The sequence below is a fragment of the Saccharothrix ecbatanensis genome, assembly GCF_014205015.1.
Taxonomy (GTDB): domain Bacteria; phylum Actinomycetota; class Actinomycetes; order Mycobacteriales; family Pseudonocardiaceae; genus Actinosynnema; species Actinosynnema ecbatanense.
The window spans coordinates 1,825,085-1,842,737 of sequence record NZ_JACHMO010000001.1; the positions used below are offsets into that span (position 1 = coordinate 1,825,085).

Annotated in this window: 11 protein-coding genes; 6 read left to right on the forward strand and 5 right to left on the reverse strand. The window is 69.8% G+C overall.

Translation table 11 applies throughout. The features are described 5' to 3' along the window. Positions 1-66: 66 nt before the first annotated feature. Entirely contained in the window at positions 67-1,815 is a 1,749-nt protein-coding gene (locus tag F4560_RS08040; protein ID WP_184918217.1) for a right-handed parallel beta-helix repeat-containing protein, read from the reverse strand. Between the two features lie 676 nt (positions 1,816-2,491). Here F4560_RS08040 and F4560_RS08045 point away from each other — a divergent pair. Further along, complete coding sequence (locus tag F4560_RS08045; protein ID WP_184918220.1) at positions 2,492-3,802, forward strand: RICIN domain-containing protein; 1,311 nt, start codon at positions 2,492-2,494, stop codon at positions 3,800-3,802. 40 nt (positions 3,803-3,842) lie between these two features. On the opposite strand, the gene F4560_RS08050 is transcribed toward F4560_RS08045, so the two are convergent. Next, a complete protein-coding gene (locus F4560_RS08050) occupies positions 3,843-4,283 on the reverse strand; it encodes a hypothetical protein (RefSeq protein WP_184918222.1) in 441 nt (146 codons plus the stop codon). Positions 4,284-4,399: 116 nt separating this feature from the next. Beyond that, positions 4,400-5,860: an AbfB domain-containing protein gene (locus F4560_RS08055; RefSeq protein WP_246477755.1), complete on the reverse strand. Its 1,461-nt coding sequence runs from the start codon at positions 5,858-5,860 to the stop codon at positions 4,400-4,402. Between the two features lie 377 nt (positions 5,861-6,237). Here F4560_RS08055 and F4560_RS08060 point away from each other — a divergent pair, with 377 nt between their 5' ends. The 3 genes from F4560_RS08060 to F4560_RS08070 all read left to right on the forward strand — a co-directional run bounded on the left by F4560_RS08060 (position 6,238) and on the right by F4560_RS08070 (position 10,964). Next, the gene (locus F4560_RS08060) at positions 6,238-7,002 is read left to right on the forward strand and encodes an FHA domain-containing protein (RefSeq protein ID WP_184918224.1); all 765 of its coding nucleotides are present in this window, start codon (positions 6,238-6,240) and stop codon (positions 7,000-7,002) included. A 67-nt stretch (positions 7,003-7,069) separates the two neighbouring features. After that, entirely contained in the window at positions 7,070-8,836 is a 1,767-nt protein-coding gene (locus F4560_RS08065) for a serine/threonine-protein kinase (RefSeq protein WP_184918226.1), read from the forward strand. Between the two features lie 106 nt (positions 8,837-8,942). Then, positions 8,943-10,964: an AfsR/SARP family transcriptional regulator gene (locus F4560_RS08070; protein WP_184918228.1), complete on the forward strand. Its 2,022-nt coding sequence runs from the start codon at positions 8,943-8,945 to the stop codon at positions 10,962-10,964. A gap of 63 nt (positions 10,965-11,027) precedes the next feature. On the opposite strand, the gene F4560_RS08075 is transcribed toward F4560_RS08070, so the two are convergent. Next, a complete protein-coding gene (locus tag F4560_RS08075; protein WP_312868799.1) occupies positions 11,028-13,538 on the reverse strand; it encodes a chondroitinase-B domain-containing protein in 2,511 nt (836 codons plus the stop codon). Between the two features lie 117 nt (positions 13,539-13,655). Between F4560_RS08075 and F4560_RS08080 the strand changes: the two genes are divergently transcribed. Together F4560_RS08080 and F4560_RS46020 are read left to right on the forward strand one after the other, a co-directional pair. Beyond that, positions 13,656-14,582, forward strand: a complete 927-nt coding sequence (locus F4560_RS08080; RefSeq protein ID WP_184918232.1) for an RNA-guided endonuclease InsQ/TnpB family protein — start codon at positions 13,656-13,658, stop codon at positions 14,580-14,582. 355 nt (positions 14,583-14,937) lie between these two features. Beyond that, the gene (locus F4560_RS46020) at positions 14,938-16,335 is read left to right on the forward strand and encodes a glycoside hydrolase family 16 protein (RefSeq protein WP_221483398.1); all 1,398 of its coding nucleotides are present in this window, start codon (positions 14,938-14,940) and stop codon (positions 16,333-16,335) included. Between the two features lie 21 nt (positions 16,336-16,356). Here F4560_RS46020 and F4560_RS08090 read toward each other — a convergent pair whose 3' ends face one another. Then, the gene (locus F4560_RS08090; RefSeq protein ID WP_184918236.1) at positions 16,357-17,577 is read right to left on the reverse strand and encodes a cyclase family protein; all 1,221 of its coding nucleotides are present in this window, start codon (positions 17,575-17,577) and stop codon (positions 16,357-16,359) included. Positions 17,578-17,653: the final 76 nt, after the last annotated feature.

Below are 17,653 nucleotides of genomic sequence, written 5' to 3' on the forward strand. Positions count from 1 at the left end.
ATGCGGCCACGGTCAGTGCGCGCCGCTTCGATGAGGTGCGCGATATACGGGTCATCTCGTTGCCTTTCACAGGGTGAGGTAGTCGATGTTGGGCAGGCCGGCCGCCGTGGTCGGTTCCAGGCGGACGGTGTTGCTCCCGGCGTTCAGGGAGGTGGCGAGCGTCTTGGTGGTCCAGGCCGTCCAGGCGCCGGTGGACTCGAACGAGACCACGGCCACCGTCGACCCGTTGACGACGAGGTTCGCCGGTCGCGCGGCACCGCTGCTCGCGCCGTTGGCGAAGCGGATGCCGAGCGTTGTCGTGCCGGCTGTCGTCGCGTTGACGGTGAACTGGGCGTACGCGCCCACAGCGGCGTTGCCGTTGCAGAACCCGGTGCCGGAGAAGCCGGCTTGGTTGGTGTCGATGGTGCCCTGGCAGACCGCCGGTGCCGTCTCCGCTTCATAGCGCACGGGCGGTGGTGTGCCGCCCGACTGCTCGAAGGCGCCGAGGTCCGGTGCCGACCCCTGGTAGGGCAGGCCGACGTTCGTGCCCTTGTCGATCAGGGTGCTGTTCGCGGCGAGGCGGAGGTTGGGGAGCACGGGGAGGCTGCCGTCGGCCTGGCGCGGAGCGTCCCAGCCGGACGTCGACACGCTCTGGAACTGCGCGTCCGACAGGGGCAGGCCCAGGTTCCAGGAGTTGTGCGAGGCGCTCGTGCCGGTCATGTTCGCTGTGGCGGTGCCGTTGTAGGCGATGTTGTTGCGCAGGTTGCCCCGGCCGACGGACGCGCCGCTCGAGTTGATTCCCCGCATGTCGAAGTTGGGGTGGTTCCCGTAGCCGGTGTTGTTGAAGTAGTCGTTGGCCACCGGGTGGTGGTTGGAGTAGAAGCCCTGCGACTTGTTGAGCAACGCCACCGAGAAGCGGACCGTGTGCTTCACCGCGCCGGCGTCGTAATCGGCGCCGAATCCACCCACTTTGAAGCCGGCTCCGTTGCCGGAGGGCGTCGTCGTCCCCGGCACGTAGCCGTTGCGCCAGGCCCATGAGTTCTCGATGATCACGGGTGAGTAGGTGGAGATGAGGTCGTAGCCGTCATCGGCGTTCCACCACGCGCGGGAACCCCGGAACACGTTCGCGGGCCGACCGGCGGGCGTGTAGTGCGCACCGAACCCATCGGCGTTCTCGCCGGGCCCGTCCGAGCTGCGCAGGTCGTAGTTGTCGTGCGAATCCGTGTTGAGGACGAGGTTGCCGCCGCCACCGTTGATGAACAGACCGGTTCCCATGTGGTGGTGGGTGTTGAGGAGCTCGAAGGTGTTGTTGCTGCCGGAGATCCAGATCCCCCAGGACTCGGCGTTGAGGTTGTTGTTCTGCGGCGCGCCGGTGACTTCCAGCCCTTTGAGGTGGAGGTGGCTGCCGGTGACGTTGAAGCCCTTGATCCGGCAGTCGTCCCGCATGGCCGAGAAGGTGAAGATCGGCTTCTCGCCCGGGTGGGCCCAGTAGCGGATCGGGTTGCCCGAGGCGCCGCTCTTGTTCAGGGTGATCGCGTCGACCCGGGCCGTCCGACTGGAGCAGGCCGTCGTCGCGCGGGTGTAGGCGTAGGTCCCGCCCCGGAAGTAGACGGTGTCACCCGCCGTGGCGACGGCCTGCGCGCGGGCGATGGACGCCCAGGGAGCGGCCTGGGTCCCGGCGGCGCTGTCGTTGCCGTTGGGCGCGACGTAGTAGGTGTTCCCCGCCGCCGCGTTGCTCACGGCGGCGGTGCCGGGCACGATCACGGCGATGACGGCGAGGATCGCCGAGCCGGTGAAGCCCTTGCGGAACGTCCGCCATCGCGGCGTGAGGTGCATCGGAACTCCTTGGGATTCCTGGTGAGGCCGGCGAGGCGGACTCACTCGGGTCACGCGTCGAGGAAGCGCAAGGACGCGCCGAGGTCGTCGGCCCGTGCGATCTGCGCGGCAGTGGACCCGTCGTCCGGCCGGAGCTGCCGGGCGAGGGCGAGGGTGAGCGGTTAAAACGCTTTCACACGCTGCGAGGGTCAGCTTAGAGGTTCGGCGGCACCTGTCAATGAGCTACCAGACCGGGATGATCGTGCTGCTGGACGTCGGCATCCCTGGTGGCCCGTCTGGCGTCGAGTCGAAGGGGTAAACGTTTCCACGCCGGCGCCGGCGATGCTGGGGGAGACCGTACGAACGCCGTGGTCTCGGTGTCAACGGCAACGGGGAACAGAGGTCGGATCGGCGCACCTGGATCGGTCAATGTGCAGTCGGTCGGCCCGCGGCGCTCTTTCGTCGAACGTTCGACGCAAGACGGCGCTCATCACGCCGGGACCCCGTCGAACGCTGATCGATTGGGAACGTGCACAGCGTTATTTCGACGCTGTTGTCCAGCAATATCAAGGAAGTTGACGTGTTTACATACGTGATACACCCAGCTACTGTGCACGTTCACAGCCTCCGCTGAGCGACTCCGCCGCTGCACTCCGTCCCGACACCCACGACGATCCCCGTACCGAAGGAGCCTTCCATGAGCATGCAAAGGCGGACATTCCTCAGAGTGGGCACGGCCGGAGCGGCGGGCCTCAGCCTGGGACTGCTCGGCGCCGGTCAGGCGCTCGCCGCCCCCGTCGGGTCTCTGGCCACGGCGCCGACCACGCCGTTCGCGGTCGGCGTGCGGCGGTACAACTGGACCCGCGGTAGCCGCCCTTGCACCACGTACGTCTACTACCCCGCCACCGGCACCGCCGGCGGCAACCCGATCACCGACGCCCCTGTCGCCAACGGTGTCTTCCCCGTCTACGAGTTCACCCACGGCTACGACAGCAGCCCGCAGAACTCCCTGTTCATCATCCGGGCCCTGGCCTCGGCGGGCTTCATCGTCCCCGCACCGCACTTCAACCACAACCCGAGCGACGTCGGCAACGGCAACACCCCGAAGGACGTCTCGCAGGTCATCACCAACACCCTCGCGCTCAACACGAGCGGGCCACTGGCCGGGCACATCAACACCTCGATCGGCGTCGGCGTCTCGGGCCACTCGCTGGGCGGCATGACCACCCACGGCCTGCTGACCGCCTGGCCCGACAGCCGGATCATCTCCGCCAACCCGCAGTCGTGCACCGACCAGGGCACCCCGTCCAGTTCGATCTCGGCCAAGGTCCTGTTCGTCCACGGCGACAAGGACACCCTCACGGGGTACAACTCGGCCCGCCAGGCGTACACGGAGATGGCCTGGCCCAAGGCTTTCCTCACCTTCGTCGGCGGCAGCCACACCAGCTTCTGGAGCGACCAGCGCTTCCCCAGGACCGTCGTCGACTGGGCCCGCTGGACCATGTACGGCGACACCGCCGCACGCGACCGCCTCCCCGCCGACGCATCCGGCTCCAACACCCGGTGGGAAGCCCAACTCGGCACCACCCCCACCGTGCCGGGCACCTACACCCTCGTGGCGCAGCACAGCGGCAAGGTCGCCGACATCAGCTCGGCCTCCATGGCTGCCGGCGCACGACTGCTCCAGTGGTCCACCACCAGCCGCACCAACCAGCAGTTCGAGTTCGTGGACCTCGGCGACGGCCACGTCCGCATCAAGGCCCGCCACAGCGGGCTGTTCCTCCAGGCCGGCGGCAGCGGCACCGACGTCACGCAACAGGCCGACACCGGCGCGACCAGCCAGCAGTGGCGCGTGGTCGACCACGGCGGTGACGTGATCAGCCTCCTGAACAGGGCGTCCGGCCTCGCCATGGACGTCTGGGAGCACTCCACCGCCGACGGTGCCCGCATCGCCCAGTGGACCTACAACGCCGGCCCCAACCAGCGCTTCACCCGCCGCAGCGTCTGACAGCGTCAGTTCGACGCGAGGTGCGCTGGGTGATCTCCGCTCAGCGGCGGCCGGTGGCCAGGATGACGAGGAACTGGCCGCCGCCCGCCTCGACGTTCGCGGTCACCGGCAGTCCTGGCGCCAGTCGGGAGAACCGGTCCACCAGCCAGTCCGCCGCCTCCTGGGCGTCCTGTTTGGTCGGACAACGGGCGACCATCTCGCGGCCACCCTTGCGTTCCAGCCGGTCGGCAACGGTGATCAGCGGGGCGGGTTCGGCCACGTGCAGGCGGTCCGGCCAGGGAATGACCACTTTGACCGCGCCCTTGCGGGTGTTGCACCCGCGGTGGGCGAGGCGCTCGGCGATCTTGGCCTTCCGGTCGGTGGTCCGGCTGTCGACGCTGGGCCCGCGGGGGTCGTTCACCGACATGTCGGGATCGACCGGTTCGTCGCACACCCAGCATCGCCAGCCGTCGCGCTCGGCCACGTCATCGAGGAGACTCACCCGAGCAACCTAGCCTGCCGGCCGTCGCCCCGCGCACCGCACTGGCGGGGCGTCCACATGGCGAAGCCCTTCCGGCGCAGCGGAGGGGCTTCGCCATGCTCGGTGCACAGGCGTCGCTAGCTCACGACCCGGAAGGTCGAGTCAGCCCGGTCGGTGGCCGTGGCCACCGGGTCGAGGCGCAGCAGGTAGCCGCTGTGCCGGACGTAGCGGTCCGGGAACTCGTGCGACTGGAAGGACGCCGCCGCACCGTCCGCCAACCCGGCCACCTGCCGGAACGTCGAGGCGGCTCGGAAGGCGGCCGAGCCGTCGTTCTGCACGAGGCCGAAGTCGAAGCCGGAGTGCCGCAGGAAGTGGCCCGGGTAGTTCACCGACTCGAAGGACACCCACCCGGCCGAGCCGTTGGCGAGACCGGGGACGAGGCGGAACTGCCCGTCCTGCGCGGGGTCGACGTTCGGGTCGATGCGGACGTCGAAGTCGGCGTGCCGCACGTACCGGTCCGGGAAGTTGTGCGACTGGAGCCGGTTGACCCCCGCCGTCGGCGGCGCCACGCCGCAATTGGGGCGGTACACCATGCGATTGGAGCAGCCGGCGAGGTTCCAGTTCGTGGCCAGGAACGACCCGGACGGCGGGTTCGGGTGGAAGTAGTCGTTGACGTTGCAGTCCCAGTAGTAGTCCAGGTTCCCGTTCGGGGACGGGCACACGTTCGAGCGGTAGTTCCCCGAGCGCGGACCGCCGTCCTTGTAGCACATGACGTCGGCGTCGTCGTTGCAATGACCGCCGCCCGAGCTGTTGGGCGTGTTCGGGAGCACGGCGCCCATCGAGTGCCCCTGCTCGTGCAGCATGTAGGTGAAGGGACACCGCCCGTAGATCACCGCGATGCCGGGCGCGTTGTTGACACCGTTCTCCACGCCGGGCCGTGTGTCGCCGCTGCCGTAGGCGACGCCGCCGCCGCAACCACCGTCTCCCCAGTACACGACGTTGTCCTGACCGGTGGCCCGGTGGCCCTGGCGTGCGACCTCCTGGTCGATGGCGGAGATGGAGCTGTTGTTGTGGCTGCTGCGCAGGACGCGGACGGCGGGCTGGCCGGCGGAGTCGCACGCGACGCGCAGCGACAGGTCCCCGCCGTACTCCGCGGCGCGGTTCGACACCATGTCGTTGGACTGGATGAAGTGCTGCCTCATCAACGGGACCATCGTCGCCGACGAGTCGGGCGCGCCGGCGGGGATCATGTAGACGAGCTGGATCCGGTACGAGTCCGTAGCGCAGTGGTATGAGCGTGCGGCCAGGGGCGTGATCGCCGACGAGTTCACCGTGTCCCGAACGCCCTTGTCCTTGGCAAGCGGGGCGTCGATGTGAGTCGTGTGGTCGCCGTGGGCCGTGCGCACCTTGAACTGGCCGTCGCCCATCTCGCACACGCGATCGCCCAGTTCAGGCTTGGGCGCGAACTCGTCGGCACGGTGGCAGTGCTCCGCGGCCGGCGTCGACTGCGCGTGCGGAGCGATGCCGGCGTGGGTGTTCGCGGCCGCCGCGCCGGGTAACGCCAGGACGGAAGCGATGGTCGCTCCGGACGCGATCATCGCGACAAGCTTCTTTGCAGGCACTCAGACCTCCAGGGATCTGGCAGGGTTGCGTGTAGGCCTCGCGGGATGGCGGCGGAGGACGCATCGTCCAAAAAGGACGCATCGACTCGCTGACCGGTCAGGTGCGACCGGGGGCGAGTGCGTTACTCAGCACTGTGGCAGCCGAAAATCGTTTCGGCAACGCCCCCTGGAGCAGTTCCACAGTGGATGCCCTCCGGGGACGGGACGCCGTGGTCGGAGTGGATCGCCGCGGGCACCGCTTGGCCGTGAACTCGATCTCGTCGCGTCGATGATCGTGCGGATCACGAACCGGGCAGGGTTCGGGACCGGTCCCCGGTGAGGTTGGCACACTGTCCGCGAAACAAGGGAGGCCGATGAACCGCGAGAGCCTGGCCCGTGGCGTGCCGCACGCCGCCCCGGGGGCCATCGTCGCCCGTGCGTTGGCCGGGCGCATCCACGCCGATCCCGCGGAGGGGCGGACCGTGCGGTTCGGGCGCAACCGCCCGCACGTCGACCTGTGCGTCGGCGAGACCGACCTGCGGGTCAGCCGCCGGCACGGGCTGCTCACCTGCCGCGACGGCCGCTGGTGGGTCACCAACACCGGTCAGCTGCCGATCCGGATGCCCGGGACCCGGTGGCTGTTCCCCGACGAGGACTCGGTGCCGCTGCCCGACGGCTACACGCCGCTGTTCATCCGCGGCTCCCGTGACCGCGAGCACCTGCTCGAACTCTACGTCGCGGGCGGCACGGCGAAGCAGCTGGCGCCGCAGCACGACTCGGTGACCCAGCCGCCGACACGATGGAGGTTCACGCCCGATGAGCACCTCATGCTCGTCGTCCTGGGCCAGCGCTACCTGCTGCACGAGGCCAACCCCCAGCCCGTGTCCCGTCAGCACGCCGCGCAGGTGCTGGCGGAGCTGCAACCGGATGCAAACTGGAGCGTCAAGCGCGTCGAGCACATGGTCGCCGACGTCCGCGCCCGGTTGTCCGCCGCCGGTGTGCACGGGCTGCTCCGCGAAGAGGTCGGCGAACCGGTCGGCAACACGCTCAACGACAACCTGCTGCGCGAGCTGGTGCTGTCCACCAGCCTCGTGCCACCGGACCTGGCCTTGCTCGACGACCACCGGGACGATCTGTGAAGTAGTCCGCGGGTCAATACCGGACAAGCCGATGACCACACTCAACGCAGTTACTACACTACTGCGCGTGCGCACGGGGGATGTGATCGACGGGCGGTACGAACTGGAGGACGCCCGGGGCTCCGGTTCCGGCGGCGTCGTCTGGACCGCGTTCGACCGGAAGCTCAAACGGCGGGTGGCGCTCAAGCGACCGCACGCGACGGCGAGCGACACCGACCGGGCGCGGTTCCACCGCGAAGCGGAGACCGCCGCTCAGGTGCACCACCCCAACGCGATCTCCATCTTCGACACCGTGGACACCGACGGCTGCTGGCTCGTGATGGAGTACCTGCCGGCGGAAAGCCTGGACAAGACGCTGGCGGCGAAAGGGACGCTGCCGCCGGAGCGGGTGGCGAGGATCGGTGTCCAGATCGCGGGCGCGCTGGCCGCCGTGCACGCCCGGAACATCGTGCACCGCGACGTGAAGCCGGGGAACATCCTGGTCACCGATGACGACCTCGCCAAGTTGACCGACTTCGGCATCTCCCTCTGGCGGGAGGTGACCCGGACCGACGACGGCAGGATCAGCGGCACACCCGCGTACACCTCACCCGAAGTGGCCGGCGGGTACCCGGCCGGCCGCGCCTCGGACGTCTTCTCGCTCGGCGCCACGCTGTTCGCCGCGGTGGAGGGCACGCCGCCGTTCGGCAACGGCGAGCCGTTCGAGGTGCTGGAACGTGTTCGGCGCGGCGAGACCCTGCCGATGCGCCAGGCGGGTCCGCTCACGTCGTTGCTGGCGGAGATGCTGCGGCCACAGCCCAACCGGAGGCCGACCGCCGACGAGGTCCGGTTGCGCCTCAAGGACCTCGTGGACGACTGGGAGCCCCCGGCGCCACCGGTCGAACACCCCGCCCGCCGGCCGTTCCGGCACCGTCCCCCGGTCAGGGTCGCGGCGGTGGCCATGGTCGTCGCGGCCGTCGGCACGGTGGTGTTCACCAAGCAGCACCAAGCTCCGGCGGCACAGCAGCACGAATCCGCCGGCGGCCTCGTCGGCGACGAGCGCACCGCCGACCCCTGCGCGTTGATCGACAAGGTCGAGCTGCGCCGGTTCGGCCCGACGAAGGTGTTCACCACCTACGGCAACTTCAACCGCTGTGACGCCGTGGTCGACGTCCGGGCAAAGGACCAGGTGGACCTGGAGATCCAGCTGATCACCCGCGCGTCACGTGCGGTGCAGGGGCGACCGCTGGAGGTGGTGGAGGAGTCCCAGGTGAGCGGCGAGTGCGACCGGACCGTGGTGGTGGACGACCGGTACGCGGTGCGGGTGACGGCGAAGCTGGAGAACCCGCCACTGGACCTCTGCGCGGTGGCCGACGTGGCGACGGGCACCGTGCTGGACGTGCTCCGCAGCGGTCCGATTCCCCGGCGTGCCGTCCCGTTCCCCGCCGGCTCGCTCGCCCATGTCGACGCCTGCGCGCTGCTGGACGACAAGGCACTTGCCACGGTGGGCGTGGTCGGCGGCGGATCGGCCGTGAACGTGTTCGGGAACTGGGCGTGCAAGTGGTTCAGCACGGTCGGCGGGCGCGCCATCAACCTGCGCTACGACCGGCGCCCGGCGCAAGAGCGGGACGAGGGTGAGCTCGTCGACCTGGGCGGTCACGCCGGGTACGTCCAGCTGGACGCCGGCTCGGGCACGAGCTGCACCGTCAGGGTTCCGCACTTGCCGGCGAACCTGCCGCCGCGGGCGCACACCGACGTGGTGGTGCTGACGGTGAACGGCGATCTACCGGGCATCGAGTACTGCCCCGAGGCCAGGGGCTTGGCGGCGGTGGCTGCCGGGAAGCTGCCTTCCTGACCGCACGCCACCGTTCCGGGAGGGGTCCCGGTCGACTCCGGGTTCACTGTGCCGCGGAAACCAAGGGCGACCTCTTCCGGGTCGTGTCGAACTGACCGGAGATCGCGTGGAGTTCGGGGTGTTGGGGCCGGTGGTGGTGCGGCACGGGCACGGGGAGGTCCGGATCGCGAAGGCCCAGCAGCGCTGTGTGCTGGCGATGCTCTTGCTGGACGCCGGTCGGGTGGTGCCGCTGGACCGGATCACCGGCGCGTTGTGGGAGGGCGACGGGGCGCCCCGGACGGCGCGCAACGGGGTGCAGAGGGCCGTGTCGGACCTGCGGCGGATGCTGGCGGCCGACCCGGACGTCCGCCTCTGCTACCAGGCCGCGGGCTACGTCCTGGAGGTGGACCCGGCGCGGATCGACCTCCACCGGTTCCGCGAGCTGGTCGTCAGGGCGGGCGACGGCGACGGGCGGGCGGCGGCGTTGCGGCAGGCGTTGGACCTGTGGCGGGGTGAGCCGCTGGCGGACGTGACCGCGCCGGAGTTGGCCGTGGTCAAGCAGGCCCTGGTCGAGGAGCGCCTGTCGGTGCTGGAGGAGAGCCTGGACTGGGAGGTGCGGACCGGGAGGCACGCGGCGGTGGTCCCGGAGCTGCGCCTGCTGGTCGCGGCACACCCCTGGCGGGAGCGGCTGCACGGGCTGCTGATGCTGGCGTTGTACCGGGAGGGCCGCCCGGCGGAGGCGTTGCGGGTCTTCCACGACGTGCGGCAGGCGTTCAGCGCCGAAACGGGCACCGATCCGGGGCCCGAGTTGCGCCGCCTGTTCCACCTGGTGCTGCGCAACGACCCGGAGCTGGACGCGCCCGCCGTGACGACGCCGATCGCGGTGGCTCCCGGTGCGAGCGCCGCGGTGGTGCCGAGGCAGCTTCCCGCGCCCCCGAAGGGTTTCACCGGCCGCGATCGTGAGCTGGCCGCGCTGGACCGCGAAGCAGGCCCGGACGGGACGCTGGTGCTCTCGGCCATCGGTGGTCCGGGCGGCATCGGCAAGACCTGGCTGGCGTTGCACTGGGCGCACCGGCACGCGGACCGGTTCCCCGACGGGCAGCTGTTCGTGGACCTGCGCGGGTTCAGCCAGGAGGGCTCTCCGCTGACACCCGCCGCGGCGGTGCGCGGCTTCCTCGAAGCCCTCGGCATCGCTCCCCGCTCGATCCCGGCCGACCTGGACGCCCGGGTCCGGCTGTTCCGCAGCCTGGTGGCCGACAGGCGGATGCTCATCGTCGTCGACAACGCCCGCAGCTCGGACCAAGTGGTGCCGCTCTTGCCGGGCAGCCCACTGTGCACGGTGGTGGTCACCAGCCGCAATCGCCTGACCGACCTGGTCACCCGGCACGGCGCCCAGCCGCTGCGGCTCGACGTGCTGACCGAGCAGGAGTCGCGGCAGGTGCTGGTCAGCAGGTTGGGGGAGGACCGGGTGGCGGCCGAGCCGGCGGCGGTGGGGGAATTGCTGGCGTGCTGCGGCGGGTTCCCGTTGGCGCTGGCCATCGTGGCCGGTCGGGCGGCGGCTCACCCGGATTTCCCGCTCGCCGCGCCGGCAGCCGAGCTGCGTGACGTCGCCACCCGCCTGGCGGTGCTGGACGACGACGACCCGGCGAGCAGCCTGCCGGCGGTGCTGTCCTGGTCGCACGACACCCTGACCGACGAACAGGCACGGGTCTTCGCGCTGCTCGGCGTGGCCGCCGGGGTCGACCTCGACCTGCCCGCCGCCGCGTCCCTCGTCGGCCGCACCACCCCGGCGACGCGGTCGGTGCTGCACGCCTTGGAGGACAAGCACCTCGTGCAGCAGAAGGCGCCGGGCCAGTGGCGGATGCACCACCTGATCAAGCTGCACGCCGCCGAACTCGCCCACCGGGACCTCGCCGAGGCGGACCGTGACGCGGCGCATGGCAGGCTGGTCGACTTCTACCTGCACGCCGCTGACCCCGCCCACGGGAGTCTCGCGGAGGCGGACCGTGATGCGGCGCATGGCAGGCTGGTCGACTTCTACCTGCACGCCGCCCACGCCGCCGCCCACGCCGCCGGGATGCTGCCCGGTCCGCGCACGCCTCGATCGATGTTCAGCCTGCCGCCCTCGGCCGCCGCCCGCGACCGTTGAGCGGCCGGACGCCGTTGGCCCGTCTGGTGGGCGGGAGCTGCCACCCACCAGACGAGCACCCGGTCAGGCGCTGTTCGGACCGACGTCGGCCGAGCCGAGCGGGCCGCGGGTGACCGCGGCCGACGACTGCTCATCCGCGCCGACATCCGCGACGCCCGTGCGAGCCTGGCCGTCCATGTCGTCGGTCACGAAGGGGTAGCCGGCGGCCGCGGTGTCGATCGCCGGGCCGGCCGCGCCGAGCCGGTGCACCGCCCCGTCAGGGGCCAGCAGCGGATCGACCACGCGGATGGCGCCGGAGGGCTTGGCGGCGCCGATGGTCGCCGTTCCGGTCGGCCAGCCGATGTTCCCGGCGTAGGTCGCGTTCACCGGCGTCTTGAGCTCGTTGAAGAGCTTGCCCCGGCTGCCCACGACCACGTTGTTGGCGATGACGGAGTCGACCGGCGCGAGGGTGTAGTTGGCGCCGACCTCGATGTTCGACACGTTGCCGACGAACGTGTTGTTCACGACCGTCGCCCGGTAGACCCGCCAGTGCGCGTTCAACGCACCCGAGGTGTCCACGTCACCGCCGTCGATCTGGATGGCGGCGTCGTAGCCGGTGCCCGTCAGGCCCTCGAAGTGGTTGTTGTAGACCTTGTGGTCCTGACCGTAGATCCGGATCCCGCCGGTTCCGGCCTTGCCCTCACCGAGGAAGAAGTTGCCGTAGAACGCGCCGCGGTTGCCGTGGCGGTGCGACAACGTGCCCTGTGAGGTGCGGAACGTGTTGTAGCGGACGGTGTTGTCGTTGCTCTTCACCGAGATGATCTCGGGATCGCCGTCGCAGTTCTCGAACAGGTTCGACTCGACGGTGGTGAACCCGCTCGACTGCGAGATCCCGCTCCAGCCGACCCGAACGGCTTCCATCTCGTTGGTCGCCCGCGGCCCGATGTTGCGGAAGTGGTTGTGGTCGATCAGGTCGTGCTGCGACTGCTGGGTCGCCGAACCGTCGATCGTGATGAAGTTGCCGAGCTGGTGCTTCTCCTCGAACAGGTTGTGGTCGATGCGGTTGTGGTGGCTGTTCGCGCCCTGGACGATCACCCACTTCAGCGACGACTCCTCGGTCAGCCGGAAGTGGTTGCGGGTCAGCTGCACGTTGTTCGAACTCGTGATCTTCAGCGTGTCGCTGTTGGTCCACTTGAGGCCGTCGATCGTCACGTACGACGAGTTCGCCACTTCGAGCTGCCCACCGGTGATCACCGCCTGGCCGCGGTTCGCCGCGACGACGGTGATCGGCTTGGCCGCGGTCCCGTTCTTCCCGGTCAGCTTGCCGATCGTGTAGTTGCCGTTCGCCAGCACGATGCGGTCACCGGCCTGGGCGTTGGTGAACGCGCTCTGGAGCTGGGCCGAGGTCGCGACGTTGACGGTGCGGTCGGCGCCGGGGCCACCCGGGTCGCCGGCACTGCCGTGGGTCACGGTCAGGCCGTAGATCTCCACCTGCCCATAGTTGTCGGCGCTGCACGGAGTCGAGTTGCCGCAGTTGGCCTGGGTGTACGCGCCGGCCTTGAAGTAGCCGCCGGTGAAGCTCTTCGAGATCGTCGTCTGGAGCACGCCGTTGTAGTAGGCCTTGATCTGGCCGCCGCTGACCACGAACTTCGCCTGGAACTTGGTGCCCAGGACGTAGTTGCCGGTCACGAGCTTGTGGTGGGACGTGTCGCCGTTGGTGATGTAGAGGTCGTCGCCTTCGAGCCGGAAGACCGAGACGTCGTCGCTGCCGTCGTGGATCTGCCCGGCGACGACGTGCGGCTTGTCGTCGGGCAGTGCGGTGATGGCCTGCTCGACCACCATCGTGTGCGTGCCGGACGTGGACGACCAACTCGCCTTGGTGCTGCCCGAGTCCGTCATCTCGCGCAGCTCGGAGCGCGGGTAGCTCGAACCGCTGGTGGTGACCCCGTTGACGGCGGCCCGGAACTGGACCGCGTCGCACTCCGGGGTCGGCGTGAACCACGGGTCGATCGAGTACGTGTCGAGCTCCGGCTGCTTGATGTTGGTCGGGCTCTCCTCCGCGCCGATCGGCAGCCCGATGTACCAGTTCGTCAGGTCCAGCACGTCGGCCGGGTAGCGGCACGTGCCGCCGCCGCCTCCGTCGGCCCCGTTGACCGCCGTCTCGGTGATGCTGGTCCAGTCGTTGTACGTGTTGCCGTAGCCGACGACGCGCACGTACCGCGCGGCGCTGTCGGAGAAGTCGTAGGCCTCGGGTTGCACCGTGGCGCCACTACTGACCTTGCGCGCCATGACGGTCCTCCACGAGGTCCCGTCGTCGGACAGCTGGACGTCGAAGGTCTGCTTCCTGGTGTTGCCCTGGTGCCAGGCGAGGGACACCGAGCCGACGGTCTGGGACGTGCCCAGGTCGTACCGGATCCACACACCGTCACCCTCGGCCGACCAGCGGGTGCCCGGGTCGCCGTCGAGGGTGTTGGCCGGGACGTTGCCGTCATGGCCGCTCGCCACGACACCGGTCACCGGCAGCGGCGGACCGGCCGCCGCCAGTGCCGCGGGCGTGCTCATCACGCCGAGCGCGAGCGCGCTTACCAGTAACACACCACAAGTTCGTTTCATCTGGGCTCCTGTCGGTGGATACCCCGGTGTTCATGCCGGGGAGGAAACCGATGCTCGACCGCATCGGCAAGGCTGATTCGCTGGCTGTTGATGTGAATCATGGTGTCGGGGTCGGTGGTGAAGCGGGCGTTCCGGTACCGCTTCTTTCCGTCTGCGGCGCAGGAAGTGGAGTTGTTGCGCACGTTCGGGTGTGTGCGTCTGGTCTACAACCGGGCGTTGGAGGCCCGCACTGCGGCGTGGTTCGGTGAGCGGCGTCGGGTGAACTACGTGCAGACATCGGCGCTGTTGACGGAGTGGAAGAAGACCGACGGCCTGGGGTTTCTCAACGAGGTGTCGTCGGTGCCGTTGCAGCAGTCGTTGCGGCACCTCCAGACCGCGTTTGCCGCGTTCTGGGAGAAGCGGTCCCGCTATCCGAGGTTCAAGTCCCGCAAGCGGGGCAGGGCGTCGGCGGAGTACACCCGGTCGGCGTTCCGCTGGCGCGACGGCCGGCTCACCCTGGCGAAGATGGACGGGCCGTTGGACGTCGTGTGGTCGCGGCCGTTGCCCGAGGGTGCGGAGCCGTCCACGGTGACGGTGTCGCGTGACCCGGCCGGCCGGTGGCACGTGTCGATCCTGGTCGAGACCACCGTCGCCCACGCCCCGCCCACAGATCGCGTGGTGGGCGCCGCTGCGGGGATCACCTCCCTGGTCGTGGTCGAGGATCTGGCGGTTCGCAACATGCTGCGCAACGGGTCGTTGGCGCGTGCGATCTCCGACGCGTCGTGGTCGGAGTTGCGGTCGATGCTGGAGTACAAGTGCGGCTGGTACGGGCGTGACCTGGTCGTGGTGGACCGGTGGTTTCCCTCCAGCAAGACCTGCTCGGCCTGCGGGCACCTGCTCGACCTGCTGCCGCTGCGGGTGCGGGAGTGGACCTGCCCCGGATGCGGGGCACGGCACGACCGCGACGTGAACGCCGCGCGCAACATCCTGGCCGCCGGGCAGGCGGTCACGGCCTGTGGAGCTGGCGTAAGACCGACCCGACGTTAGTCGGCGAGGCATCCGACGAAACCTCCCTTCCGGGGGAGAAGAAACAGGAACTGCCGGGCGCGAGCCCGACGGGAAATCCCCACCCCTTTCAGGGAGGGGAGGTTGTCAACGAACCTCACCTCGGTCTGACGGTGCTCGGTCCGGATGCCCGGACGCGCCGATTGTGGTGACCACCGCTGACCACGCGTTGAGCCTGCGCTGATTCGCCTGGTCCGGCCGCGTGACCTCGGCGATCAGCGGGCAGTCAGCAGGCGTCCAGCGTTCGTCGCCATGCTCCGGCACGACCGTCAACGAACCGCAGGGAGATCAGCTCATGGCCGTGCAGCGAAGACGATGGGTCCTCGGCGGAAGCGTCGTGGGTGTCACGACCGCGCTGGTCCTCGGTGGGGTGTCGGTGGCGCAGCCCCCGGTCGGCGCCGGGACGAACGTGTCGACGTGCAACAACCCGGTGCTGAACAAGACGTTGGCCGAGTGGGGGTCGCTGAGGGGTGCGACTCCCACCCGTGAGCCGGTCGCCGACCACCAGGCGGCGAGGTTCGCCTACGCGCAGCAGAACAACGCGGTGGCGAGCCCGTCGCTCTACCTGCCGCAGCAGCCGGTGCGGGCGGGGGAGCGGTGGACGTTCGGGTACGACGTCGCCGCCACCCAGTCCGGTCGCGCCCGCGTCGAGGTGGACTGGTACTCCTCGCCTGAGGGCGACAACAGCGGGTACCTGGGCCACGTCGACGGCCCGTGGGTGTCGTTGCCGGCGTCCGGCTGGACGCGTGTCGCGGCCGACCTGACCGCGCCTTCCGGTGCGGTGCGGGCCAACGTGCTCAGCGACCACGAGTACAGCGCCGCCGGCGCGAGCTTCCGGGCGACCGCGTGCGACTACCGGGTCGGCGCCACCACGCCCACCACCACGGAACCGACGACCACCATTGACCCGACCACGACGAGCCCGACCACCACCATCCCGAGCACGACGAGCACGACGAGCACCACCGCCACGACGACTACGACATCGACCACCACGACCACTACGACGACCCCGCCGGGTGACCCCACGCAGGCGGCCGTCCGTTACGGCTGGGGCACGCCGGAGCCGATCTCCGACGAGTTCGCCTACACCGGACCGGTGGACCCGGCCAAGTGGTCGGTGCCCAGCGGCACGGTCGGCGGCACGGCGGGCTGCTGGGAAGGCCACGCCAAGAACGGCAGGCGCTGCGCCAAGAACATGGCGGTGGCCGGCGGGATCATGACCATGACGGGCGAGGCGAACGGCGACACCGGCTGGCTCAAGCAGAAGCAGGAGCGCCAGTACGGCAAGTGGGAGATCCGGTCGCGCTCGCGCAACACCGGTTCCTCCGGCGGCCTGTACCACCCGCTGCACCTGATCTGGCCGACGTCGGAGAAGCGGCTGATCGACGGCGAGTACGACTGGGTCGAGTACTCCAACCCGGACGCGCAGTGCCTGTCGGCGTTCCTGCACTACCCGAAGAGCCCGAACGACAACAAGATCTACCGCCAGCTGTGCCCGATGGACATGACGCAGTGGCACAACTTCGCCTTCGAGTGGACCCCCGACGCCCTGGTCGGCTACGTCGACGGCGTCGAGTGGTTCCGCCTGTCCGGCGGCGCGGGCCCGGACGGGCGGGCGGACATCCAGGCGATGCCGTCCGGTCACCTCAACATCCAGCTGGACAACTTCACCGGTGCGGGTGGTCTGCGCTCAGCGGTGTTCGAAGTCGACTGGGTCCGCGTCTACTCCTGAGCACGAACGTCCCACCGGACATCAACGACGGCGAGGCTGGCCCAGCGCGGCGGGCGGGGTGTTCCCGGCTGTCGCGCCCTCGGCGTACTGCGGGGTCACGAGGAAGACGAACTCGTACACGCGGTCCGCGGCCAGTTCCGAGACGACGTAGGACTCGCTGATCCGGATGCCGTGGCGCATCAGCAGTTCCTGGTGCACCGGTGTCACCGCGCCGTCGTCGTTGACCGGGTTGCCGAACACCTCCAGCGCCCACGTGTCCCCACCGATGACGGCCGGTCGGAACCGTGCCAGCCAACGGGCTTCGCGCAGGTAGATGCCGGGCATGCCCTTCGCGCCCTCCCACCGCGCGATGTCGGCGGGATCGCGCCGCGCCAGCAACTGGTTCCAGCCGGTGTGGAACAGCACCACGTCACCGGGTTCGAGACCGCGGATGCCGCCGAAGTCCATGGCGTCCCTGATGTCCTCGACCGTGATGCGGTAGTTCTCGCGCAGCAGCGGCTTCCCGTTGCGTGCCGGGTCGGCCAGGTCCTCCGTGCGGTTCCGGGCGAGCTTCACGCCCAGGACGTCCAACAGCACGCCGCGCGTGACGATCGGTCCCATGTTCTCGCTGCCCAGCCGCGTGGTGCCGTGGCCTCTGGCGATGTCGGGTCCGCGGAAGCCGTTGTAGAAGTACTCGGCCGCGCCGATGTGGTTGAGGTTGTCGAGCTGGCTGCCGATCTGGTACGTCGTCGCGAGCGGTTTCGGGTGGGTCGCCGAGGACTCCGCCTCGAACCTCTCCTCGTGCACGCTGACCCTGTTGACGCCCAGGGGATCGACGCCGATCAGGATGCCGCCCTCCGCTTGGAAACCGGGCGGCGGCGTGTACCCCCAGACCGTGAGCCGCTGCTGGTAGGTGCGGCGGGGCTCCATCCGCACGGCCGGGAAGCCGTTCCACATCAGCTCACCCAGGTTGTACGTCTTCACGTCGCGATGGGGGCGCAGCAGGGCGAGCGCCGACGCCGTCTTGGCCGGGGTCACCTCGTTGAGCGCGCCACGCTGGTCGTCGGGCCCGTAACGGCCGGGCGCCCAGTCCGACAGATTCGCCGGGTCGGAGTAGTCGAACAACGTGTCGTCCAGCGTGTCGGCGCTCGCCGGTGTCGTGCCGGCCAAGGCGGCGGCCCCGGCGGCGCCCGCCATCAGCAGCACCTGCCGACGGCCGACGTGGTGCTTGGCGAAGTAGTTGCTCAACAGGTCTGGATTCACGCGGCGGCTCCTCCGGCACGGCGGGCTGCGGGCGAACCAGCTCTACCCGTGTGCCGGAGGAGAAGCAACGGCCGTC

Coding starts and splice junctions, on each gene's coding strand:
- F4560_RS08040 (WP_184918217.1), bottom strand. CDS start 1,815: ATGCACCTCACGCCGCGATGGCGGACGTTCCGCAAGGGCTTCACCGGC.
- F4560_RS08045 (WP_184918220.1), top strand. CDS start 2,492: ATGAGCATGCAAAGGCGGACATTCCTCAGAGTGGGCACGGCCGGAGCG.
- F4560_RS08055 (WP_246477755.1), bottom strand. CDS start 5,860: ATGATCGCGTCCGGAGCGACCATCGCTTCCGTCCTGGCGTTACCCGGC.
- F4560_RS08060 (WP_184918224.1), top strand. CDS start 6,238: ATGAACCGCGAGAGCCTGGCCCGTGGCGTGCCGCACGCCGCCCCGGGG.
- F4560_RS08080 (WP_184918232.1), top strand. CDS start 13,656: ATGGTGTCGGGGTCGGTGGTGAAGCGGGCGTTCCGGTACCGCTTCTTT.